Below are 24,172 nucleotides of genomic sequence, written 5' to 3' on the forward strand. Positions count from 1 at the left end.
AATCAGTCGTTCGAAAGTTGCGGTGCACCCACGTTGATCCAGGTTGTTTTGAGGGCGGTATAGGCATCGAACGCATGCAACGATCGGTCCCGACCGCTGCCGGAATTTTTGAAACCTCCGAATGGGGTAATGATGTCGGAGGCGTCGAAGGTGTTTACCCACACGGTTCCGGCTCTAAGCATCCGGGCGGCGGCATGCGCGGTGGTGATACTGCCTGTCCACAGGCTGGCGGCCAACCCATATTCGCTCTCGTTGGCCACGCGCACGGCCTCGGCCGCACCCCGCACGCTCGTCACGGCCAGGGCCGGGCCGAAGATTTCTTCCTGGCCGATGCGACCGGCATTGTCGACGCCGTCGAAAACGGTTGGTTCCACGTAGTAGCCCGAGGCAAGGCCCTCGGGCCGCACGCGGTTACCACCGTGCACCACGGCGCCCTCCGCGCGAGCAATATCGGTGTATTCCAGCACCCGCTCCAACTGTTTGGCGCTGGCGATCGTGCCGATCTGGGTGGCCTCGTCGAGCGGGTCGCCAAGCACGAGAGAGCGGCCCACCGTGACAACACGGTCCACGAGCTCGTCGTGCACCCGCTCGTCGACGATGAGGCGACTGCCGCCGTGGCAGGTCTGCCCGGCGTTATAGAAAATGCCCCAGGCCACCGCTTCAGCACACGCGGCGAGATCTTCGGTGTCGGCGAGCACCACCTGGGCCGATTTACCCCCGAGTTCCAACGCCACCTGTTTTCCATTCGATTCGCCGGAGTAGGTCAAAAAGCCGCGGCCGACGGCGGGTGAGCCGGTAAACGTGATCTTATTTACCAGCGGATGCCGGCCGAGCGCCTGCCCGGCCACCGGCCCGAGCCCGGGCACCACGTTGAACACGCCCGCCGGAATGCCCGCCTCAGCGGCCAATTGCGCGAGTTTCAGGGCCGACAGGCTGGTCAGCTCGGCGGGCTTCAGCACCACCGAGTTGCCCGCGGCGAGCGCCGGGGCAATTTTCCAGGCCGTGATGATGAGCGGGTAGTTCCACGGCACGACCGCGCCGACCACCCCGAGCGGTTCTCGAGTGATCAGGGCCAAAGCGGTCTGCGGCGTGGGGGCGATTTCGTCGTAAATCTTATCGATCGCCTCGGCATACCAACGCACCGTGCGCGCGGCCTGCGGCACGTCCACCCGGCGGGCGTCCCCGATCGGATGCCCGGAGTCGATCGACTCCAACAAGGCCAATTCGTCGAGGTTCTCCAGCATCAGATCGCTGAGGCGCGCCAGTACCCGGGCACGTTCGCGTCGATCTGCCCTCGACCAGACGCCGGATTCAAAGGCGTGGGCGGCCGCACGAACAGCGGCGTCAACATCCGCTTCACCGGCGGCACTCACCGTGCAGAGGAGGCGGCCGTCGCGGGGTGAAAAGCTGTCGAAGGTGGCGCCATCTCGGGCAGAGCGAAATTCACCATTGATGAACAACCGCGTTTCGGGTTTCAGGGCGGCGGCCGCTGTGATCCAGTCGGTCATACGGTGTACCTCTTTACTGCGGCCCAGTCGATCTCGGCGCCCAGCCCCGGCACGGCAGGCACCACCAGATCGCCGACGGCGTCGATGTCGAGCGGGGTCATAAAGAAGTCGCGGCGTTGTGGCGTCCAGCCGGGCGGATCGTAGGGAAATTCCAGATACGGTCCGGCGTCGACCCCCGCGGCCACGTGCAGGTTGGCGAGCAGGCCGAGGCCGTTGCTCCAGGTGTGCGGGGTGAAAAGTCTGTGCCGCAGGTTGGCGGATTCGGCGACCTGCCGGGCTCGGTACATTCCCACGGCGAGCACGACGTCGGGCTGGTAGATGTCGTAGGCATCCGCTTCGATGAGCGCGCTCATCTCGGCCATGCTGCGCACCATTTCACCGGCGGCAACCTGAATGCCGGTCTCAGAGCGGATGCGCCGCGCGCCGACAACGTCGGCCTGCGGCAGCGGCTCCTCCAGCCAGAGCACACCGAGGTCGTTGAGCTCGTCAGCGATGCGGCGCACCCGTGCCAAGGGCAGAGCGGCCTCGATATCACCGCTCATGCGCCACATCTGGTTGAGGTCGACCATGATGTCAAAGTTCGCGCCGACCGCCTCGCGGGTGGCCCGAACTGCGGCGATCCCGTCGCTGATACGGTCGCGGGCAATACGAATTTTCATTGCCTTGAAACCGCGTTCGCGCGCCGCGAGTGCACTCTCGGCCCGGGCAGCAGCCGGTTTCAGTTCACCGCAGGACGCGTAGGCCCTGAGGCGATCGCGCCCGCCGCCGAAGAGCACGCTGACCGGAAGCCCGGCCACCTGCCCGATGATGTCCCAGAGGGCGGCTTCGAGTGGCCAATACCGTCCACCATGAAAATTTATAGTCTCAATGCGGCGCACCTGGTTGAGGATTTGCATCGGATCGGTGCCAATGAAGAGGTCTTCGTAGGCCTCGAAGCCGTCCATGGTGTCACCGGAGCCGACACCGACGATACCGTCATCTGTTTCGACTCGCACCAGGGTCGCCGGAAAGTTGCGGCGTGGAATGGGATCCCAAGCGGCCGAAAACGGTGGGTCGAGCGGCAGGTTCAGGCGGGTGAGGTGGATCGCGGTGATCTTCATGTGGAGGTTCCGGACGGGGTCGTCGCGGCGGCCAGTTCTACAGCCGAACGCGGAGTGAAGAAGGGATTGAACGGGCTGTCGCGAGCCGCGATCACGGCGTCGTTACTAGGGAGCCGAGCGGCACCATTCACCAGGGCGGTGTGCACGGAGAGCCGATTGTTGGCGTAGACAGTTTCGGCGTCATCGGCGCCGGGGTTCACCCACACGGCAGCGATGATGACGTGGCTGTCGGCCTGCTCTTGTGAGATGGTGCCGTCGAAGAGGGCCTGTGCGACCCCGGCGGCGATGCCGGCCTGGGCCGGTCCCCAGATGAGCAGGCCGTGCGCATCCGTTGCCGGCGCGGCCTTGGTCACAAACAGGGTGAGCGGCTTGACGGGCAGCGATGGGCGCAGAACCGTGACGAACGGAACGTGCCCGGCACTGGGTGTGGCGAGGGCGCTGGCCCACGCCACACCGGCTGGCCCCTCGCGGTGACCGAAAACGGTGTTGACGTGCGCGGCATTCACGCCGTCCCCAATAAAACTTTCGCCGATTTGTAGAGTTTCGGTTTCGCGAGGAGCAAGGGGCATTAGATCAGTCCTTGTTCTTTCAGCCAGTCGTTCGCGATGTCTTCGGGGTCGTCGCCGTCGACATCGGCTTGCGCGTTCAGCTTTTGCATTTCTTCGGTGGTGAGCTTGTCGCTCATCAACGCCATGACCGTGGCAATGCCCGGGTACTTGTCGAGGGTGGTCTGCTTGAGCGTGAACGCTCCCTGGTAGACGGGGAAGAACTCCTGGTCGTCCTTCATGACCGTGAGATCGAGTGCTTTAATGCGGCCGTCGGTTTGGAATACCTCACCGAAGTTGCAGTCGTCAGCCTTCTCGGTGGCGGTGTAGATGACGCCCGTGTCGAGCAGTGCAACATTCGAGTCGGGAACATCGAGTCCGTACGCGGTTTTGAGGCCTGGCCAGCCATCGTCACGGGTAGAGAATTCGCTCTCGATGCAGAAGGTCTGGTCGGCGATGGGCAGCTTGGCGATGTCGCTGAGCGAGGTGACGCCCAGCTCCTTTGCCTTGTCGGAGCGAATCGCGAAGGCGTAGGTGTTGTTCAAGGGTGCCGGATCGAGCCAGGCGATTCCGTTGGCATCGTCGGCCTTCTTGGTGGCCTCGAATTGGGCCTGCTCACCCTGCACGGGAGCGGTGTTTTTGTTGTAGGTAATCCAGGATGTACCGGTGTATTCCCAGTAACCCATGAAGTCGTCGTTTTCCAGGGCGGCGCGAACATTGGCCGAGCCGACTACCTGCGTGTTGGCATCCGTTTTGGCGCCGTGGGCGTTGAGAAGTCCACTGGTGAGGTAGGCAAGAATGAACTGTTCAGAGAAGTCCTTGGCGCCAACGGTGCCGGTGAGACCGGCCACTTCGTCGCCCTTGGCTCCGGCAGCGGTCGAGCCGCCCGCAGAACATCCGGTGAGGGCCAGGACGCCGACCGCGGCGAGGGACAAAATGGACAGGACGGTGGTTCTTTTCATGGTTTCTCCTCGTGTGCAGGGTGGGATGGGACTGCTGTGTTGCGGGAAAAAATCAGGGGTCAAATGCCGCGAGGCCGCAGCACGTCCTCGGCCGTGGCGGCGATCCAGTCGATGAGCAGTGCGATGCAGGCCACCAGAACGGCGCCGGTCACGAGCACCGGGTAGCGCTGCAGCTTGAGACCGTTGACGATCATGTCGCCGAGGCCACCGGCGTTGATAAAGGTGGCGATGGTCGCTACGCCAACGCAGAACACGAGGGACGTGCGCAGCCCGGCGAGAATGACGGGAACGGCCAGTGGTAACTCGATGCGGAAGAGCACCTGGTTTTGGGTCATCCCCATACCAAATGCTGACTCGCGCACGTTCTCGTCGATCTGCTGGAGCCCGATCATGGTGTTGCGCAGTACCGGCAGAAAAGAGTAGACGACGAGACCGACCAGGGCGGTGAGATAACCGGTTTGCCAGAGGATGGCCAGCAGAATGATGACGCCGACTGCTGGCGTTGCCTGCCCTACGTTGGCGATCCCGAGCACGATCCCCTTGAGCACGCGTGATCGGGTACGACTGAGCAGGATGCCGGTGGGAATTGCCAGCACGGCCACCAGAGCGGATGCCACCACGGTGAGTCCGAGGTGTTCTCTCACCCGGGCAATGATGTAGTCCAGGTTGAGGGTGCGCACCTCGATGGAGTCGAGCGTGAGGCTGGAGAGCCAGAGCAGAAGTGCGGCCAGTACAACGAGTACTACGGCCGGGGTGACGAACCGTTTTAGCGACCAGATTTCAGAGCTCCGCGAAGCCGGACGACGCACCGTCGACGTTGCGCTGGTGCTGGTCGAGACGCTCACGATTACACCTCCGACGCGAAGGTGGGCACCTCGGCGCCGAGAACCGCGGAGATCTGGTCAACACTGATCGATCCCACGATTTTGTTGTGGTCATCGAGTACGGCGAGAGCGGGAAGCCCGGTGAGCACGAGGGCGTCGAGGGCATCGCGGAGTGAATCGGTGGTGCGCACCGTGGTGGTGGCCCCGGGGGCACTGCTTGCGGGGCCAAGCTTGGCTTCGGTCACCGGGATGAGAACGAGGCGCTTGATGGCGGTGCCGAGGCCGATGAAGGAGGCGACGTAGTCGTTGGCCGGGTTGGTGAGAATATTGGCGGGTGTGTCGAACTGTTCGATCTGGCTGCGGTTGCTGAGCACGGCGATGCGATCTCCGAGCCGTACGGCCTCGTCAAAGTCATGCGTGACAAAGATGATGGTCTTGCCGATTGATGCCTGAAGGCGCAGAAATTCGGCCTGCAGTTTCTCGCGGGTGATCGGGTCGGTGGCACCAAAGGGTTCGTCCATGAGCATCACCGGCGGGTCGGCAGCCAGCGCCCGGGCCACACCCACGCGCTGTTGTTGCCCGCCGGAGAGCTGTTTGGGGTAGCGGTGAGCGAAATCGTCGGGTTCCAGGCCCACCGTGGTGAGAAGTTCCTGTACGCGGTCGTTGGTCTTCTCTTTGCTCCAGCCCAACAGCCTGGGTACGACCGCAATATTTTCGGCGATCGTCATGTGCGGAAACAGGCCAATCTGCTGGATGACATAGCCGATGTGGCGGCGCAGCTCGCTGGGATTGAGCGACAGCACATCGCGACCGTCAATGGAGATGGAGCCGCTCGTTGGTTCGATTATGCGGTTGATCATCTTCATGGTCGTGGTCTTGCCGCATCCGCTGGGACCGACGAACATGATCAGCTCCCCGGGCTGCACCGTCATGGAAAAGTCCTGCACGGCCGCTACCGGTTGATTGGGGTACTGCTTTGTCACGTGGTTGAGTTCGATCAGCGCTCCGCTGGTCTTGCCGGAAATCTGGAGGAGGGCGGTATTGAGTGGCTTAGGCACGGAGTCCCCTTGATGTGGTTAGTCGGGTGATGGCCACGAACGCAGCGTCGACGACGAGAGCGAGAAGCACCACGCCGAGCGTTCCGGTGAGGGCGAAGTTGAGGGCATTTTTGGAACCGAGCGAGCTGAGTCCCTGAAAGATGAATTGGCCAAGTCCCGGGCCGGCCACGTAGGCGGCGATGGCCGCAACGCCGATCGTGAGCTGGGCTGCCACTCGCACCCCGGTGAGAATGATGGGCCAGGCCATCGGTAGTTGCACACGCAGCAGCACGGTGAAGGGCGTCATTCCCATGCCGAGGGCGGACTCCATAATGGCGGGGGGTACCTCGCGCAGCCCGACGACCGTGTTGCGCACGATGGGAAGCAGCGAATACATCACGAGGGCGATCACGGTCGGGATCCAGCCCAGGCCGAAGATGGGAAGCAACAAAGCGAGCAGGGCGAGCGACGGGATGGTGAGGGCAACGCCCGCAGCCGCGATCACTACGGAACGGGGCAGTGGCTTGTTCCAGACCAGGGTGCCAACGCCCACGCCAATGACCATGGCGATAAGAAGGGAGAGGGCCACCACGGTGAGATGTTCGCCGAGGAGTTCAAGGATGTCGTCCCAGCGGCGTGCCCAGAACGTCACCAGTCCGTTTAGATCCAGATTCACGGTAGCGCCCTCCTTCACTCAACTCTGCGTGTTCCGCGATTTCTAACAATCGGCGGTGGAATACAGCGAGACTACGAGGTCGTACCCTTTTGCACAACAGTAGTTGTGCAAATGACAACTACGAATTAGTCTTCCCGCATGACAACGAACACCAACGGCGTCGAGCCCGAGCAGTCGAGGGCCGTCCCGCGTCGTAATTCCGCTGGTTTACGTCGCGATCTGGAGCTTCTGGAGATTCTGGGTTCCGCCGAGGCCGATGCTGCCGGGGGGCTGGGTGTACTGCGCGTCGCTCAGCTCACGGGCAGAGACAAGGGAATTGTCTCCCGCGCCCTGGCCACGTTGGCAGAAATTGGCATGGTCTCCCGCGACGAGGTGACCCAAAACTATCGTCTGGGGTATCAGCTCTACGCCCTGGCGGCCCGCACGCTGGAATCGCGCCTGGTACGGGCATCCGTGCCGTATCTGCGGCGGGTAGTCACGGCAACCCACGAAACCACGCACCTCTGCGTACTTCGCGGAGGCAATGTTCTCACCCTGGCCAGCGAACTGAGCGAGTATGCCTTTCGCGGCCTCGGCTGGGAGGGAGTGAGCACGGCGGCCTGGCGCACGTCATCTGGTCGCGTGCTTGTTAGCGATTGGGCCGACGACGACCTCCGGCGCTGGTACGACGCGCACGGCAGCGATGAGCCCGTGACAAGTCCGGTCACACCGTCGCTACTCAGCCTCGACACAGCGGATGCGACCACAAGGGAGAACTACGGGGTACCTCTCGTTACCGATTTTCAGAGCCTCAAGCGCGAAGTTGCGCGCATCCGAAACTGCGGCTATGCCACCGTCGATGAAGAGTTTGAGAAGGGAGTCGTTGGGGTTTCTGCCCCAGTTTTCGATTTTCGGGGCAGCATCGTTGCCGCTATCAATGTCAGCGCGCCCAAGACCCGCTTAGGCTCGCACCTCAATGAGGCTGGGGCGTTGGCCGCCCGGGTGGCAGCGGAGCTCTCGCTGCAACTCGGCGCGCCCGCCCCCGCATAGCTAGCCCAAGCGTTCAGTCTTCTCCCCACACCAAAACATCGCCGGGTTGGCAGTCGAGCACCCGGCAACGACGGTTCTTACGCCGAGGTTAGCGCTTCGACCGGGGTGATACGGGTTGCTCGCCGGGAAGGTGCTATCGACGCCACAGCGGTGAGGGCCGCCGCTGCACTGGCGATGACGATGATCAGCACGAGCGGAACGGTCGGCAGCATGATCCCCGGGGCGCCCGGGATTCCACCGATGAGTGATTGTGCCCCGGCCCATCCGTAAAACGTTCCAAGAACGAGTCCCACGACAACGGCGGCCGAGCTGAGCTGGGCGCTTTCGATCAGGATCATTTGGCGAATCTGATGTGCTGTGAATCCGAGGGCTCGGAGCAGGCCAAGTTCGCGCGTGCGTTGCAGCACGTTGAGTGAGAGGTTGTTGACCATGCCGACGGCCGCGATCAGGGCGCTAAACCCCATCAGCACGGAGAACACGGCTACCGTAACTTCCAGTACTTCATCCACGCCTTGGTAGATTCCCGGTTGGGCTGTTTGCGCTGCCTTGATGATGGATTGGTAACTCGCCGCGGTGACAGCGAAGGTGGTGATCAGCGTGACTCCGATGACGAGTCCGATTGTTGTGCGGGCGCTCCGTTCCGGGTAACGGACCGCGTTTTCACGGGCGAGGCGAGCGGTGGGGCTTCGTCCGAACGCCCGGCCGATCAGGCGCAGGGCTCGCGGCATGATGATGGATGCTCCGAGCACGATCCCGCTGAACGAGAGGATCCCGCCTGCCAGTCCAATTAGAACGCCGAGGGGGGAGGTCTGTCCCACGAGCACGCCAACCGCAAGGATACCGTCGCCGAGGAGGAAAATGATCAGGGCGGTTCGGTTGCGGGTTCGCCGAGCGGTTTGCTCGCCGAGCGACAGTTCGCCAGCCGCACCGAGCGCATCCATCGGCGATACCGAGAGCACTCGCCGTGACCCGGCCCAGGACGCCGCCGTGGTGGTGAGGGCGACGGCCGCGACGGGCAGCAGCATCGGCACAGAGAAATAGCTATATGGCCCCGGCGGAATCATGCCGATCTCGACTCCGACCGACACCAGTAGAACCGGAAAGAGAATTCCGACGACCCCGCCCATCAGTGCCCCGACCACACCCACGGTGAGCCCTTCGCGGGCGATGGCACGACGTTGCATCGAGGCGCTTGAGCCGATCAGCCGCAGCAGCGCGATCGTGCGCACCCGGCCGGCGATGATCGTGGCAAAGGTATTGGCAGTGACCAGTGCGCCCACGTACAGGGCGATGATGATGAAGACGGCCGCAATGAACGACAGGATGAACGTCAGCGACTCGCTGTTGATATCGGCCTGGCGGATGATCTGAGTGAGCATGGCGGTGACGGAGATGAGGCTGACGCCGAACGCGGCTCCGAGGCCCGCGACCAGAATGCTTGACGCGTGTTCGCGGAGCGCCGGAAGCAGTTTCGTCATGAGGACGTCTCCATGTCGAGCATCAGGGTGCTGATCTGTTCGGCGGTAGACCGGCCTCGGTCATCGACCACGCGGCCGTCGTTGAGCAGGATGATGCGGTCGGCATAGCTTGCCGCGACCGGGTCGTGGGTGACCATTGCGATGCTTTGCCCGTACTCACGGCTCGCGGTTTGCAGCAGGGTGAGCACTTCGCGTGAGGTGCGGGAGTCGAGGTTGCCGGTCGGCTCGTCGGCGAACACCAGATCGGGCCGCGTGGCGAGGGCCCGGGCGATGGCGACGCGTTGCTGTTGGCCGCCGGAGAGCTCATGCGGGCGATGGGCCAAACGATTGGCGAGTCCCAACACCGCGACTAAACGATCGATCCAGTCCCTCTCCTCACGGGAGGGAGCCCGGCCGTCGAGCTCGAACGGCAGCAGAATATTGCCGTTGATGTCGAGAGTTGGCACGAGGTTGAAGGATTGAAAAATAAAGCCGACCCTGCGGCGGCGCAACACGGTGAGGTTAGAGTCGTCGAGCTGGGAGATGTCGGTCTCGCCAAGCCATACCGATCCGCTGGTTGCTGTGTCGAGGCCAGCCATGATGTGCATCAGGGTCGATTTCCCCGATCCGCTCGGGCCCATGATGGCGGTGAATTCGCCAGCATGGATGCCCACGCTCACGTCCGTGAGTGCGTTCACCCGGGTGTTGGTGTCCCCGTAGGACTTGTGAAGATGGGCCACACGGGCGACGAGGCCAAGTTCTGTTGACGTAGGTTTCATGTGCTTAAGCCTGCTCAACATTTTTGTTCTCCGAGTCGGGCGCCAGGATGGTCTCGACTACACCAGAAGGATGACCGCGCTGGGCAAGGGCTACGCGATGAGTGCATTCTCGTAGGCATAGACGACGAGCTGCACGCGGTCGCGTAGCTCCAGCTTGGCCAGCATTCGACTGATGTGCGTCTTTACCGTCGCCTCGCTGAGAAACTCCGTCGCCGCGATCTCAGCATTACTGAGTCCCCGGGCCGCCAGGGCGAAGATATCCCGTTCACGCGGAGTGAGCAGAGTAAACGCGACCGGCGGGGCGGTAGGCATCCGTTTTGCGTCGAAGTGTTCAAACAGCTCGATGATCTGGGCGGCGGCGATGACGGATGAACCGGCGTGCACGGTGCGGATGGCCGCAAGGAGAAATTCCGGGTCGGCGTCCTTGAGCACAAAACCGCTGGCACCCCCACGTATCGCCCGCGCAGCGGCTTCATCAAGATCGAACGTGGTCAAAACGATGATGCGCGGGCTGACGTCACCAGTCGTGATCGACGCGTTGACGATGCGCGTTGTCGCTTCGATGCCGTCCATGACCGGCATCCGGATATCCATCAGCACTATGTCGGGCCGGGCCGATTCGACCAGGCGAAAGCCTTCGGCCCCATTTGCGGCTTCACCGACGCATTCAAGGTCCGGCTGCGAGGAAATCAGTAAGCGCAGGCCAGCCCGGAACAGGGCCTGGTCGTCGACGAGAGCGACGCGGATCGGCACGCTCATTCGCCGGTCACCTCCGCTGCACGGAGAAATTGTGTCGGCAACGACAGATCAACTACGAAGCGGTCCTGAGCCACCCCCGCAGTGAACGTTCCCCCCGCCAGGACGGCACGTTCACGCATACCATCCAGACCGTGCCCGCGAGGCGAGGCTGCGGCATCAGCACCAGTGCGCAGCCCACTAGCGATTCGAAGTTGCACCCCAGTGGGCAGCCAGGTGAAGCCGAGCATCACAGTGGCCGCGGCGTCTCCATGCCGCAGCACGTTGGTCAGCGATTCTTGCACGATGCGGTAAATGGCCAGCTGCTGGCCCGGACCGAGCGGTGCGGCAGAACCTGTATCGGTGCGGTCAATCATGAGGCCAGCAGCTCGCAGCTGCTCAACGAGGCGATCTAAGTCATCTAGGGTCGGTTGCGGACCCGCACTGTCATTCGAGCGCAACTGCCCGAGCAGCACGCGCACGTCAGCGAGGGCAACCCGGGCTGTTTTCGCAATGGTGCGGAAGGCTTCATCCGCTGCCTCAGGGTTGGCCGCGCGCGCGTACCGGCCACCGTCGGCCTGAGCGATGACAACGGCGAGGGAATGCGCCACCACATCGTGCATATCACGCGCAATGCGAGTACGTTCCTGCTCCACAGCCACCTCCCGCAGAGTCTCGGCCCGGTCAGCCTCCGAAAAGCGCAGCGCCGCTTTCCCATCCCGTGCCGTTCTCCACGTTGCCGTGAGCAGCCCCAGAACCCAGCTCAGACCAAACAATGCCACGGCGGAAACGAAAACGATGAGCGCGGGACCTCCATACTGAAACACTTCACCCGTCCGCACCTGCAGAACGAGGCCAGCGAGGCCGGCCAGCCCCCCGGCTGCTCGAAAGAGCACGTACGCCGTCGCAATCACAGCACCAATCGGAACGGACACGAGGCCCAACCAACGCACTGCTCGGCGTTCGTAGGCCGCCGTGGCATAGAGCACCGGCAAAATTGCAGCGTTCGCTATATCAGGCGATGACAGCGACGCGAGCTGAACTGCGACCGTGCACCAGGCCAGACCGAGCGCGATCGCCGGGCTGAGCCGCCGCATGAACAGCGCGCTGGCCATCCCGAGGACCACCCAAAACGCCACCAGAGAGTCGTATCCCATAGCGCTGCGGCCCAGGAGCGCTACAACCGCTATCGCCGCGTCCACGATGAGTTGCTGGCGGGACAGGCGGTGGATCATGACTCAACCGTAGACGCTGATCGGGTTCCGGTCATGGCGTTGGGGAGACGGACTTCTCATCAGGATCGTTCGGCGTCCACCCGTACCATCCGCTGTCGGTTTTGATCACGGCCCAGTCACCACAGGCGAACACCCGGTCAACATACACGTCTTTCGGAGACCAAGGTTCTGAATAGGCCGGTGCGGACTGCCGCTCGGTCTCGGCACACTGGGAAACGTCGAGTTTTGTGGGCGTCGTCGCCCCGAGGATTGCGGCGCCTCCGGCCGATGCCTCCTGAGTCGTGATCTGCGTCGCATCTGCGGGCAGCCAGGTCACACGCTGATTCCAGTTCTTGGCCAAATCCTGCGTGGAAGTGAATTGATTCGACTTTTCAGGCTGGATTGTGTCGATAATTTTCGAGCAACCGCTGAGGGCAAGGCCGGTAATAACGACAGTGATCAACACGGGCACGAGCCGCTTGGAATTTTTCATAAGTTCAGCCTGAACCGCCGATCCCACGCGGTCATCCCTCCCAAGTTGTCGTGGTGTACATCGCAAGGATGATGCTGCCCGAAGCAGATTGGCTGCGCAACTCAAAAACAAACCGCTGGAGCAATGAGGATCCCGTTATGTGGTTTGACCATCAACAGGTTATGCGTTGGATGATGATGAGGGCGCGTCAGGGTTAGGGCGACCGGTGCCCTGCTCGCTTTCCCTAGAACCCGTGCTCTCTGAGCCATGCCAGGAGCTCGTCTTCACGTTTCGTGGCGTGAGCTTCGCTCCACGCACCGAGCTCGCGTGAGTCAAGGAGTAGCCCATCACGCAGATAAATGACGCGGTCGCCGCGGGCCGCACACACCGGATCGTGGGTCACCATCACGATGGTCGTTCCGCTCGCGTGGATGTCGGTGAGCGAATCCATAACGTCCGTCGACATGCTGCTATTCAGCGCGCCAGTGGGCTCGTCAGCAAACAGCACGGTCGGTTCTGAGGCCAGTGCGCGACAAATCGAGGCGCGCTGCAACTGTCCGCCCGAGACCTCGGTGATGCCGTGCAGTCTGACTTCTGCGATACCAAATCGCTCCATCAAATTGTCCACTCGCTCGATGGCGGCATCCGTTGCCCGCGGTGCTGCCTTTAGGGCCGGCAGAAGAATGTTGTCTCGGATATTCAGGTTGCCCAAGAAATATCCTTGCTGGAAGATGAAGCCCATTTGCGTCAGTCGTACCTGGCTCATCTCGGTGTCGCTCAGTGAGGTCAGGTCTTGGCCTTGGAGGTGGACGCTCCCGCTCGTGGGGCGATCCATACCGCTAATGCAGTAGAGGAGTGTCGATTTGCCGGAGCCGGACGCGCCCATCACAACGAGGAACTCGCCATCCTTGACGGTGAGGTCGACCCCGTTGAGCACCTTCGCCGGCGGATCGGTGGCGTTGAAGGTTTTTGTCAGATTCTGGCACTCAAGCGTCGCGTTAATGGTGTTCGACATGGTCACTCCTGTCGTCCTTTGAGCCATGCGCTCTTATTGGGGGTGCGCAGCCGCACGGTCAGCGCTACGGCTCCGGCGTATCCGGCGGCGATCAAAATTAACGGATGGGCCAGATAGACCAGCCACGGGTTGGGGATGAAGTCCAGTCGGGCGATCCCGAGCCCAGCTTGTGAGATTGCAGCACCAACCAGCCACTCTCCGACGGTCGCGGCGAAAATGCTGCCGACGAGCGTGCCGACGACAACGGTGAGCAGGACCTTAAACCTGACTTGGGAGGCGATCTCGCGTGAGGAGAAACCGATGGCGCTCAACACGCCCATCTTTGTGCGTTCCCGCGTGAGACGGAGCTTCAGGAACAGGATCGTGATCAGTAGGGCGACCCCCACGCCGAAGATTCCCGCCAAAATGGCGGCGTTGCGAAACGCAGTGGTGACGTAATCTAGTGTCTGTTTTACGTACTCCTGCATCGGGATGACGGTGGCCACTGGGTTGTCGTCGTTGTACTGCCGTGCGATTGCTGCCGGATCTGCGCCCTCGGCGGTGTCGGCGTAAATAACGTATCCGGTGGCGCCCGAGATCACGTCACCGTTCATCTTCGCGGTATGGCCACCGCTGGTGACGTCTTGGTAGATACCGCTGATGACGACAGTTTCGGTCGCGTCCCCTTTGCCGTGTCGGAGAGACATCTCATCCCCGGCTGATAGTTGATATTGGTCCGCGTTTAACACAGACAACGCTATCTCGCCCTCTTGGGGTGCGCGACCACCAATGAAGGCGACCGTGCCTGCGGAGTAATCACCCACTTCAACCCGCAACGTCTCCCAGCCCTCTTCGCCAGGAGTCTCATAGAGCACGTTCGCGTAGTCCCGCACCTGGCTGAGGCGATCGTCGGCCCTCATGCTGGAAAGGAGTTGCTGATGGGCGGCATCCACATCGTCAGAGAACTGCAGGTCGGCGCGCAGGGCGCTTTCCGGTGCGCCCATGTATGTGACGAAGCGCGGACTTTCGAATGTGGTGAGAAGGTTCGTGGGAATGACGATGAGAAATGTCGCCAAGGCGAAGACCACGGGGATCAGCAGCCACTGACTGGCCTCGGCTCTCAGATCGAGCAAAGCCAACCGAGTGTTCATGTTGCCCCGGCCCGCGGAGGCCAGGTTGGTTCCCCGTGCGCGCCGGGCCAGCCGCTTTGCTCGCCGCGCGGTCTGCTTTTCGTCCAGCGTGCTGCCGTGCACGAGCGCACTTACGACTTCGACTTTTCGCACCCCACGCAGCACACCGCGACACATGGCGATCACGATCAGGTAGACAACCAGTAGTGCAAGTACCGGCACCAGAACAGTCTGGGGCCCCAGGGGGGCTTGCGCGTAGTTCGCCTGGACGCTTTGAGTGAGAAACTGGGTAGCGACGACGGCAAGCACCCCGCCAATAGCGCAACCCAGCAATGTCATCACGCTGTATTTGGCGAGGAAGAGACCCGAAATCGCCTTGCTGGGAAGGCCAATAGCCTTCATGACACCGATCTCACGGACCTCGTCTTCCACGGTGCCGCGGATCACGAAGCGCAGGTTCAGTAGGGCGATAACGACGAGCAAGCCGCTGACGAAAACCAACGCCAAGGCAACTAGCCCGTCACTGAACGCATTGATGATCTGAATCATCTGAAATGTCACCGCCTGCCCATTCTTCGGTAGTACGTCGTCAGACTCGTACGATCGCTCGAACTTGGGTATCAGGGACGTGTCGCTCAGTCGATACTCGGCAATGATCTCCGGGTCACCGCCTCCAGCTTCAGTGAGGTTCTGGAAATCTGTGTCAGAAACGAGGAATCGTGTGGCAGACGACAGCGACGAAGCCATCTGCGAGTCGCGGACGAAACCCCGAACGGTGAAGTCCTGGTTCCCCGAATCAGTGCGAATCGTTATCTCGTCGCCGATCTGCAGCGCGAAACTCTGCTGGTAACCAACGGGAACGTAAACCTCGCCCGTCGATGGGCGAGGAATCGCGCCCGCACCGTCGATAAGAAAGTCGAAATCGTCGTTCTGTGTCACCACAAGGTTGTCGATGAGACTGCTCGAGAAATCCCCGAATTCGCCCGACGACGGCCGGCTCCACGAGATTGTGCCGCCATCGAATCCGAGCATTTCCTCTATAAGCCAGGATTCGATCTCCGGGTGGGCGGTGGCGAAAGTGTCCAACGCTTCCCGGTCGTAGTCCCCCTTGTGCATCTGCAGAAAGTGGGGCGGTTTCGCCTCATCGAGAAGTGCATTGACAGCGCCTACCGAGCGTTCCATCACCATCGCCCCTGTGGCCATCAGGAAGGAACTCATTACCAAGAGGATCAATAAAGCGACATTGACGCCCTTGTTCCGAATCAGGTCGTTGTATCCGTAGCGGAAGTACAAAGAACGCTTCATCCAGCGCTCCCCTCGCGCGATAAGAGTTCAAGCCTATTCGACTGATCGCGCTGGGCGAATCCCCAGTTTCCGGATGTGCGATCTGCATCGATAGTTGAATCACAAACGGTGACCGACTTCCTCGCTCATCACTCTCGCCAAAGGCCCGTCTAGTCCGGCCGCAAGCCGGACCGTGACCGGGCGCGCGGAACGCCAACGGTGATCCGGAAGCCATCGCGCAAATTCCGATTGCTTCACCCGCGAATGGACGTGAGCTTCACGCGCCGAGTCAGGAAATTCTTCGGTACAGAGTGGCGTACTCTCCGGCGTAATGAAATACGCCGTCCGGGATCGTCGCATCCCACGCAATCCGTGTGACGGCGTGCGCCTTCCTCGCGCCGCGGAGAGTGACCGCGGCTATCTGACAGCCGAACAAGTCGATGAGCTGGCCGCGCTCTGCGCGCCCACCTCGACGGTGATCTACCTGCTGGCCCATGCAGACCTCCGGTGGGGTGAGATGGCCGCCTTGAAGGTCAAGCGGCTCGACCTGGGACGCCTCCGCAGCGATGACTTTGGACGTCTGCAGCAACCTCTTCGAAGACGATCTCGACGCAGTTGCGGACACCCTCCATATGCGTGCACGTACAACAAGTGTGGACAAATTGTGGGCAAACGTGACTTTTTCGGAGCAACATATCGCTGAAATGGGTTTGGCAACCAACTCTGACCATGAGTTTAAGTGGAGCCGCCTGTCAGAATCGAACTGACGACCTTCTCATTACGAGTGAGATGCTCTACCAACTGAGCTAAGGCGGCGTTACCAGAGCGCCCATAAGGCACTCGGTGACACAGCAGCCAAGCCTAGTCGTTTCTGCGGGTGATTCTGTACACCTCGGCGAAGGACGCGTTCACGCGCTCCGACAGCGGGGTCACGGCGTCGCCCTCCGCCCAGCATCGCCAGGCGTGACGGATGGCGGCCACGGCCACCAGGGTGAACAGCAGGGCATGCTGGTTCAGCTCGGCGGTGTCTTCGTGGAGAGCGGTGTCGTCGGCGGGAGCGGTGTCTGCAGCATCCGCTCGGAAGCGTTTCTCAATGATCTGCTGCAGCTGGTCTTCGAAGTCGCGCAGGGTGGCCATGCGCATGCCGAACAGGTACGCGTTTTCCTTCATGACCGTACGGCGCAACTGGTGGATCTCGCGGTCAGCCTCGGTGCGCTGGAGGCTCTTGGAAAGCAGCACCGCCAGACCAGCGAGCACATCACTTTCGGGGCCGCCGGCGACGAAGACTTCGATATCTTCAGCGGAGGCCAGTCCCGGCGCGTCCCCGATCAGTGCGGCGTCTTTCGAGGGAAAGTAGTTGAAAAAGGTCCGCGGCGACACGTTGGCGACCCGGCTGATGTCCTCGACGGTGACGTGGTCGATGCCGCGCTCTCGGGACAGTGTTAGCACGGCGTGCTGGATGGCCCGTCTGGTGGCGAGGCGTTTGCGCTCCCGCAGCCCAGGCGCTTCAGTTTCGATTGGCATGCCCAATTATTTCACAGCGTGCAATCTGCTAGCACTGGGGGTCGGACGCTGGCACGATTCCGTCGACGAGATAGGAGTCGACAGCGTCATTCACGCAGGAGTTCGACTTGTTGTAGGCGGTGTGCCCCTCGCCCGTGTAGGTCACCAGGCTGCCGCTGTCGAGTTGCTCGGCCAGCTGCTGCGCCCAGACATACGGCGTAGCCGGGTCGTTGGTCGTGCCGACGACCAGGATTGGGGCCGCTCCGGCCGCGTGAATCTCGGCGCGTTCCCCGGTGAACTTGTGCGGCCAGTCGGCGCAGCCGATGTCCCCAAAGCTCATGAACTTGCCAATCACGGGGGCCGCAGCCTCAAGCTCGGCCGCCTGGGCGCGCATCGCGGTCGGATCGGCGTTGTAGGCGTAGTCCATGCAGTTGACGGCCATGAACGCCTCAGTCGAATTGTCAATGTAGTCGCCGTTATCGTCGCGGCCGTTGTATGCATCCGCAAACTGGAACGCGGCGTCGGCGCTGCCGTGCAACACGGCGTCGAACATGACGCTCAGTTGCGGCCACGCGGTTGCCTGGTAGAGCGGATAGATGATCGCGGTGAGCAGGGCATTTCCGCCAAGCTGGCGACCGTCAGCGGCCGTGATGGGGCTGGCATCCACCGAGTCCAGCAACGCGCCGATGGTGGCCATAGCGCTGTCGACGGTGCCGCGGAACGGGCAGTCCTGCCCCGCCAGGCAGTCCGTGAGGTAGGCACGCAGGGCGTTCTCGAAGCCCACGGCCTGGGTCTTGGTCACCTCGAAGTTGCTGGTCGAGGGGTCGACGGCGCCGTCGAGCACGAGGCGGCCGACCTTTTCGGGAAACAGCTCGGCGTAGGTCGCTCCGAGAAAGGTGCCGTACGAGTAGCCGAGGTAGTTCAGGTGGGTGTCGCCGAGAACGGCGCGCAGCAGATCGAGGTCGCGGGCGGCGCTCTTGGTGTCGACCGTGCCGAGCAGGGGCCCCGTTTGGTCAGCGCAGGCCGCCGCGAAGGCCTTGGAGGAGGCCGCCAGTTCGGCGATCCAAGCATCCGTTCCGCGTTCGGCCGTCGTCAGTCCGTAGAGGTATTCGTCCATGTCGGCCGAGTCATAACAGGACACTGCGGAGGAGCGTCCGACGCCACGGGGGTCGAACCCGACGACGTCGAAGCTTGCCTGCAGGGTGGCATCGGTGGCGTAATCGAGGGAATCCTTGATGAAATCGTAACCGGAGCCGCCCGGACCACCCGGATTCACCAGCAACGATCCGATCCGGTCGCCGGTGGCGACATGGCGAACCAGGGCGAGCGACACGTCACCGGCAGCCGGGTCGGAGTAGTCGAGCGGCGCGGTAGCGTCGGTGCACTGCAGGCCGTCGCCGCAGTCGGCCCACTGCAGCACCTGGCTGTAGTACGGGTCGAGGTCGTTCGTGACCTGTTCGCCGGTGGGGGTTGACTCGGTGGGGCCGGCATCCTTCGCAAACCAGGAGGCGCATCCGCTGAGAGCGAGGGCGAGGGCCAGGGCTGCGGCCGTAACACTGATAGCACGGATGTTGCGGTTCAACTGGTTCCTCTTTCATGGCGAGCGGATGCTGCGGTTCAGGCTACCGAAGGCGGCTGGGAGTCATTGTGGGCGATGTCACTGCGGTTGATGTCACTGCGGTTGATTTCACTGCGGTTGATTTCACTGTGGGCGACGGATCGCCGAGACGAGCATCGCCTCGAGGGCGAGGGCAGGGGCGACGTTGCCCTGGATGCGCTGGCGGGCCACCGCGATGGCGTCCATCGTCGCGACCGTCGCTGCGGGGGCGCTGGCCGTGCTCGCGGTGCGCAGCTCGGCGAGCAGTTCGAGGTTGATCACGGCCTGGTCGCGGCCGAGCTGCACCATGCAGACATCCCGGTAGAGCGAGGCGAGGTCGACCAGGATACGGTCGATGCCGTCGCGCAGGCTGCGCACTGCCCGGCGTTTCTGGTCGTCTTCGAGGGCCTTGATTTGGCTGCGCAGCCCCGGGGGAACCGACTGCCCGGCCTCGACACCGAGCGAGCGCAGCATGCCGTCGCGCTCGGCGGCATCCAGCTCGATCGTGATCGCTTTGGCGTCATCACCGGCGATGGCGAGCAGCCGTGCCGCCGCGTTAACGGCCGACGACACCGAGCGGATGCCCAGCGCCGTGCGCAGGGTCTCCTCGCGTCGTGCCCGCGCGTCGGCATTGGTCGCCAGTCGCCGGGCCATGCCGATGTGGCTCTGGGCAAGCCGGGCGCTGAGTTCGGCGATGACCGGGTCGACGCCGTTTTGCCGCACGAGCAGATCGGCGACGTCGGCCACGCTCGGCACGCGAAGGCGCACGGTGCGTACACGCGAGCGAATGGTGGGGAGCAGATCGGCTTCGCTCGGTGCGCACAGAATCCACACGGTGCGTTCGGGCGGCTCTTCGAGTGCTTTTAGCAGCACGTTGGAGGTGCGCTCGACCATGCGATCGGCGTCTTCAACAACGACGACCCGGTAGCGACCGACCGACGGAGAATATTGCGAGCGGGCGACGGCTTCCTTCACCGATTCCATCTTGATGATGACGCCCTCGGTGGTGAGCACAGTGAGGTCGGGGTGGGTGCGCGCGTCGACCTGCCGGGCGGCCGCGAGGTCGCCGTCGGGCGTGCCCGGGCTGAGCAGCGCCGCCGCGAACGCGAAAGCGAGGTTCGAACGGCCGGAGCCGGGCGGTCCGGTTATGAGCCAGGCGTGCGTCATGGAGGTGGACTCGACCGTGGCGGCGCCGCCCGGTCCCCTGGCATCCGCTGAACCGGTGGTCGCGGGGGAAGGCGCCCGCTGCGCCGCTGCCCGGAAGATGGCGATGGCGTCGGCCTGTCCCGTTAGGTTGTCCCACACTGCCATGAGTCAAGGGTAACCCGCCCCGCCGACAGGCCGTGTCGTGCACGCCAGTCCGTGCGTGCGTGCGTGGCAGTCCGTGCGTGCGGGCGTGCGGGCATGCGTGCATGCGTGCATACGTGCATGCGTGCATATGGGCATGCGGGCATGCGGTCGGGGCCCGGGCCCCGTCCCCGGGCCCAGTTTATAGACTGGGCCGGGGGCTATAAGGTGGGCCCGGACCGCGCAGAGCCCGACATAAGGTGGGCCCGGTTTTATAAGGCCCCCGGCCGGGAACCTCAGAGGAGGGGCGCCACCCGTGCCCGAATGAGGGCGGCGATCTCGGCGGCGGGAGCCGCGGCATCCACTACCAGGAACCGGTTGGGCTCGGCGGCAGCCAGGTCGAGAAACGCGGCGCGCACGCGAGCATGGAAGTCGTTCTTCTCGGCCTCGAGCCGGTCGAAGACCTTGTCGTCGGCATCGAGCCGGGCCCGGGCGGCGAGCGAGTCGAGGTCGAGCAGCACGGTCAGGTCGGGTAGCAGTCCTTCGGCGGCCCAGAGCGACAGGTCGCGCACCTCGGCCGCGCCGAGTACGCGCCCGGCGCCCTGGTAGGCGACCGAGGAGTCCAGGTAGCGGTCCTGCACGATCACATCGCCGCGAGCGAGCGCCGGCCGCAGCTTGGTTCCGACGTGCTGGGCCCGGTCCGCTGCGTAGAGCAACGCCTCGGCGCGCGGGTCCACTTCGCCTCGGTGGTGCAGCACGATCTGCCGAATCTCCACGCCGACATCCGTTCCGCCGGGCTCGCGGGTGCGCACGACGATGCGCCCCCGCTCTTCGAGCCATTCGGTGAGCAGCAGCGCCTGTGTGGTCTTGCCCGATCCGTCACCGCCCTCGAGGGTGATGAACAGACCGGTCACGGCGCGATCGTCGTCGTGGCAGCGGATTCAGCGACCGAAGTGGCCGTCTTTTTCGCGGCCGGCTTCTTGACGGTCGGCTTCTTGACCGCCGCCTTTTTCACCGGAACGGGTGTGCCAGCCAACGCCGCCTTAGCTGCCGCGTTCGCGGCTCGGGTAGCGGCCGCCTTCTTCGCGGTCGCCGCCTTAGCCGCGGCCGTTGGGGCCTTTTTCACGGCCGGCTTCTTGACGGCGGCTTTCTTGGCCGGCGCCTTCTTGCGCGGCGCGGCGGGACCCTTGGCCCGCTTGTCGGCGAGCAGCTCAACGGCGCGGTCGAAGTCGATCTCCTCGATATCCTCCGACTTGGGAATCGTCGCGTTGGTGACCCCGTCGGTCACGTACGCGCCAAACCGGCCGTCCTTGATCTTGATCGCCTTGCCACTTTCGGGGTCGGGCGCTTCGAACTCCTTGAGGGCACTCGAGGCCCGCCGGGCACCGTACTTCGGCTGAGCGTACAGCTCGATCGCACCCGACAGGTCGATGTCGAAGATCTGGTCTTCGCTCGTGAGCGACCGGGTATCGATGCCCTTCTTCAGGTACGGGCCGAACTTGCCGTTCTGGGCCAGAATCTCGGTGCCAGTCTCCGGGTCGAGGCCGACGACGCGCGGCAGGGCGAGCAGGCGTAGAGCCGTTTCGAGGTCGACCGTCGCCAGGTCCATTGACTTGAAAATGGATGCTGTGCGCGGCTTGTCCGCAGCGGCCACCTTCTTCGCGGCCGGCTTTCGCTTCGGCTTGGCCAATGCTGCGGTAGAACTGGTGACCTCGCCGGTGCCGGGGTCGACGGTTTCGAGGGGAGCGGCCACGACGGCCGCGACAACGGGTTCAACCGGGACCGGCGCTAGCTCGGTGACATACGGCCCGAACCGACCGTCCTTCGCGACGATCTCCTTGCCGTTCTCCGGGTTGACGCCGATCACGCGATCGGTGACCACCGGGGCGTCGATGAGTTCGCGGGCTTTGGTCGCGGTCAGTTCGTCGGGGGCGAGTTCCGGCGGAATGTTTACGCGGCGGGGCGGGGCATCCGCTGCCGCGTCGGGGTCGATGACCTCGAGGTAGGGGCCATATTTGCCGATGCGCAGGGTGATGTCGTCGCTGATGATGACCGAGTTGATCACACGCGGGTCGATCTCGCCCAGGTTGTCGATGACCTGGCGCAAACCGCGGTGCTTGTCGCTGCCGAAGTAGAAGCTGTTAAGCCAGTCCAGCCGGTTGGCTTCGCCACCGGCGATGCGGTCGAGGTCGTCCTCCATCTCGGCGGTGAAGTCGTACTCGACCAGGTCGCCGAAGAACTCTTCGAGCAGGCGCACGACCGAAAAAGCAATCCAGTTGGGCACGAGCGACTGACCGCGCGGCGTTACATAGCCGCGTTCGGTGATGGTCGAGATGATCGACGCGAACGTCGATGGGCGGCCGATCCCGAGCTCTTCCAACTTCTTCACCAGGCTGGCCTCGGTGTAGCGGGCAGCCGGAGTGGTCTCGTGCCCCTTCGCTTCGAGGTGCAGCAGAGCCAACATCTGGCCCTCTTCGAGCGGCGGGAGCTTGGACTCGGTCGCGTCTGTCGACGCGTTGCGCTCCTCGTCCTTGGATTCTTCGTAGGCGAGCAAAAATCCGCGAAAAGTGATGACCGTTCCACTGGCCGAGAATTCGGCGAGCGCGCTCGACGCCGACGGGTGTTCCGATGTGCCGGTCGGACCGGCCGCAATCGTGACGGAGGCGGTCGAACCGGTGGCGTCCTTCATCTGTGAGGCGACGGTGCGCTTCCAGATGAGGTCGTACAGCTTGAAATCATTGCCGCGCAGGCTCGAGGCGAGGGAGGCCGGGGTGCGAAAGGTGTCGCCGGAGGGGCGAATGGCCTCGTGCGCTTCCTGCGCATTCTTGCTCTTGCCCTTGTAGGCGCGCGGGGCATCCGGAACCGTCTCGGCGCCGTACAGTGCCGCTGCCTGGGTGCGGGCAGCCGTAAGGGCCTGCTGCCCGAGCGACGGCGAGTCGGTACGCATGTAGGTGATGTACCCGTTTTCGTACAGGGACTGGGCGACGCTCATGGTCTGGCGGGCGGTGAAGCGCAGCTTGCGTGCCGCTTCCTGCTGCAGAGTAGAGGTGGTGAACGGTGCGGCGGGGCTGCGACGGTACGGCTTGGAGGTGACCTTGGTGACCTCGAGCTTGACGCCAGGGCTTTGCAGGGCCGTCGTCAGGGCGTGCGCGGCGTCAGCGTCAAGGGTGACAGCTTTCACGGTGGGCTTGAGCGCACCGGAGTCGTCGAAGTCGCCGCCGGTGGCGATACGCTCACCGTTCAGGCGAACGAGCTTCGCGTCGAACGCCTGGTCTACACCGGTCATCGGTACAGGTGAGGCGGATGCTGCCAGTCGCGCCAGGAGGTCCCAGTACCCGGCGGAGACGAACGCGAGGCGTTCCTTCTCCCGATCGACAACGAGGCGGGTCGCAGCGCTCTGCACGCGGCCGGCTGAGAGTCCGGGGCCGACCTTGCGCCACAGCACGGGGGAAATCTCGTAGCCGTAGATGCGGTCAAGGATTCGCCGGGTTTCCTGCGCATCGACAAGAGCGGTGTCGAGCTCTCTGGTGTTGTCCTTGGCGGCGAGGATGGCGTCTTTGGTGATCTCGTGGAACACCATGCGCTTAACGGGAACCTTGGGCTGCAAAACCTGCAGCAGGTGCCAGGCGATGGCCTCGCCCTCGCGGTCCTCATCAGTTGCGAGTAAGAGTTCGTTCGCATTCTTGAGGGCCCGCTTGAGTTCACTGACGGTCTTTTTCTTGGCGTCGCTCACCACGTAGTAGGGTTCGAAACCGTTGTCGACGTCGACCGAGAACCGGCCCAGCGCACCCTTCTTGAGCTCGGGTGGCAGGTTTTTCGGCTCAATCAGATCGCGGATGTGACCGACCGAAGACAAAACTTCATAGCCGTCGCCGAGATACGCGGCAATCGACTTCATCTTGGTCGGCGATTCAACAATGACCAGCTTCTTAGTGCCTGGCACCAGACTCCTCTTTATACGTAGTGGCCACATGATGGGCCAAGGCACACCATACACACCGGAATGGAGTACGCGCCTAATCGACAGGTGCTCCTCGGC

The 24,172-nt window shown here is 63.2% G+C and carries 20 protein-coding genes and 1 tRNA gene; 1 reads left to right on the plus strand and 20 read right to left on the minus strand.

Features of this window, described 5'->3' with window-relative positions; translation table 11 throughout:
- Positions 1–2: 2 nt before the first annotated feature.
- From QMK31_RS07900 to QMK31_RS07930, 7 genes are read right to left on the minus strand one after another with little or no spacing between them, the layout of a single operon-like run.
- Positions 3–1,508 (minus strand): aldehyde dehydrogenase, encoded by a 1,506-nt coding sequence (locus QMK31_RS07900; RefSeq protein ID WP_283500406.1) that lies wholly within the window; start codon positions 1,506–1,508, stop codon positions 3–5.
- A complete protein-coding gene (locus tag QMK31_RS07905; RefSeq protein WP_283500407.1) occupies positions 1,505–2,608 on the minus strand; it encodes a mandelate racemase/muconate lactonizing enzyme family protein in 1,104 nt (367 codons plus the stop codon). The genes QMK31_RS07900 and QMK31_RS07905 overlap by 4 nt, the downstream gene beginning before the upstream one ends.
- Positions 2,605–3,177, minus strand: coding sequence for a formaldehyde-activating enzyme (gene fae / locus QMK31_RS07910; protein WP_283500408.1), 573 nt, complete (start codon positions 3,175–3,177; stop codon positions 2,605–2,607). The genes QMK31_RS07905 and fae overlap by 4 nt, the downstream gene beginning before the upstream one ends.
- Positions 3,177–4,115: a glycine betaine ABC transporter substrate-binding protein gene (locus tag QMK31_RS07915; protein ID WP_283500409.1), complete on the minus strand. Its 939-nt coding sequence runs from the start codon at positions 4,113–4,115 to the stop codon at positions 3,177–3,179. The genes fae and QMK31_RS07915 overlap by 1 nt, the downstream gene beginning before the upstream one ends.
- Before the next feature lie 59 nt (positions 4,116–4,174).
- The gene (locus tag QMK31_RS07920) at positions 4,175–4,960 is read right to left on the minus strand and encodes an ABC transporter permease (protein WP_283500410.1); all 786 of its coding nucleotides are present in this window, start codon (positions 4,958–4,960) and stop codon (positions 4,175–4,177) included.
- Between the two features lie 2 nt (positions 4,961–4,962).
- Positions 4,963–5,997 (minus strand): ABC transporter ATP-binding protein, encoded by a 1,035-nt coding sequence (locus tag QMK31_RS07925; RefSeq protein WP_283500411.1) that lies wholly within the window; start codon positions 5,995–5,997, stop codon positions 4,963–4,965.
- Complete coding sequence (locus tag QMK31_RS07930) at positions 5,990–6,652, minus strand: ABC transporter permease (protein WP_283500412.1); 663 nt, start codon at positions 6,650–6,652, stop codon at positions 5,990–5,992. Before QMK31_RS07930 ends, QMK31_RS07925 begins: the two co-directional genes overlap by 8 nt.
- 138 nt (positions 6,653–6,790) lie before the next feature.
- Here QMK31_RS07930 and QMK31_RS07935 point away from each other — a divergent pair, with 138 nt between their 5' ends.
- Complete coding sequence (locus tag QMK31_RS07935; protein WP_283500413.1) at positions 6,791–7,681, plus strand: IclR family transcriptional regulator; 891 nt, start codon at positions 6,791–6,793, stop codon at positions 7,679–7,681.
- 77 nt (positions 7,682–7,758) lie between these two features.
- Here QMK31_RS07935 and QMK31_RS07940 read toward each other — a convergent pair whose 3' ends face one another.
- From QMK31_RS07940 to topA, 13 genes are all read right to left on the minus strand, one after another.
- Positions 7,759–9,159, minus strand: coding sequence for an ABC transporter permease (locus QMK31_RS07940; RefSeq protein ID WP_283500414.1), 1,401 nt, complete (start codon positions 9,157–9,159; stop codon positions 7,759–7,761).
- Positions 9,156–9,917 (minus strand): ABC transporter ATP-binding protein, encoded by a 762-nt coding sequence (locus tag QMK31_RS07945; protein ID WP_283500415.1) that lies wholly within the window; start codon positions 9,915–9,917, stop codon positions 9,156–9,158. Before QMK31_RS07945 ends, QMK31_RS07940 begins: the two co-directional genes overlap by 4 nt.
- A 90-nt stretch (positions 9,918–10,007) precedes the next feature.
- Positions 10,008–10,676, minus strand: coding sequence for a response regulator (locus QMK31_RS07950; RefSeq protein WP_283500416.1), 669 nt, complete (start codon positions 10,674–10,676; stop codon positions 10,008–10,010).
- The gene (locus QMK31_RS07955) at positions 10,673–11,887 is read right to left on the minus strand and encodes a sensor histidine kinase (RefSeq protein ID WP_283500417.1); all 1,215 of its coding nucleotides are present in this window, start codon (positions 11,885–11,887) and stop codon (positions 10,673–10,675) included. The genes QMK31_RS07950 and QMK31_RS07955 overlap by 4 nt, the downstream gene beginning before the upstream one ends.
- A 31-nt stretch (positions 11,888–11,918) precedes the next feature.
- Positions 11,919–12,359, minus strand: a complete 441-nt coding sequence (locus QMK31_RS07960) for a hypothetical protein (protein ID WP_283500418.1) — start codon at positions 12,357–12,359, stop codon at positions 11,919–11,921.
- Between the two features lie 223 nt (positions 12,360–12,582).
- On the minus strand, positions 12,583–13,353 hold the full coding sequence (locus QMK31_RS07965; RefSeq protein ID WP_283500419.1) for an ABC transporter ATP-binding protein: 771 nt from the start codon (positions 13,351–13,353) through the stop codon (positions 12,583–12,585).
- A 2-nt stretch (positions 13,354–13,355) separates the two neighbouring features.
- Entirely contained in the window at positions 13,356–15,767 is a 2,412-nt protein-coding gene (locus QMK31_RS07970) for an ABC transporter permease (RefSeq protein ID WP_283500420.1), read from the minus strand.
- A gap of 719 nt (positions 15,768–16,486) precedes the next feature.
- A tRNA-Thr gene (locus QMK31_RS07975) sits at positions 16,487–16,562 on the minus strand.
- A gap of 45 nt (positions 16,563–16,607) precedes the next feature.
- Positions 16,608–17,270 (minus strand): TetR/AcrR family transcriptional regulator, encoded by a 663-nt coding sequence (locus QMK31_RS07980; protein ID WP_283500421.1) that lies wholly within the window; start codon positions 17,268–17,270, stop codon positions 16,608–16,610.
- Between the two features lie 28 nt (positions 17,271–17,298).
- Positions 17,299–18,831, minus strand: coding sequence for an alpha/beta hydrolase (locus QMK31_RS07985; protein WP_283500422.1), 1,533 nt, complete (start codon positions 18,829–18,831; stop codon positions 17,299–17,301).
- A 120-nt stretch (positions 18,832–18,951) separates the two neighbouring features.
- Positions 18,952–20,157 carry a DNA polymerase III subunit delta' gene (locus tag QMK31_RS07990; RefSeq protein WP_283500423.1) on the minus strand — a complete coding sequence of 402 codons (1,206 nt, stop codon included), beginning with the start codon at positions 20,155–20,157 and terminating at the stop codon, positions 18,952–18,954.
- 272 nt (positions 20,158–20,429) lie between these two features.
- A complete protein-coding gene (gene tmk / locus QMK31_RS07995; protein ID WP_283500424.1) occupies positions 20,430–21,047 on the minus strand; it encodes a dTMP kinase in 618 nt (205 codons plus the stop codon).
- Positions 21,044–24,076 (minus strand): type I DNA topoisomerase, encoded by a 3,033-nt coding sequence (gene topA / locus QMK31_RS08000; protein WP_283500425.1) that lies wholly within the window; start codon positions 24,074–24,076, stop codon positions 21,044–21,046. Before topA ends, tmk begins: the two co-directional genes overlap by 4 nt.
- Between the last annotated feature and the right edge of the window lie 96 nt (positions 24,077–24,172).

Origin of the sequence: Cryobacterium sp. PH31-O1 (assembly GCF_030063455.1) — a bacterium.
In the GTDB taxonomy this organism is placed as follows: domain Bacteria; phylum Actinomycetota; class Actinomycetes; order Actinomycetales; family Microbacteriaceae; genus Cryobacterium.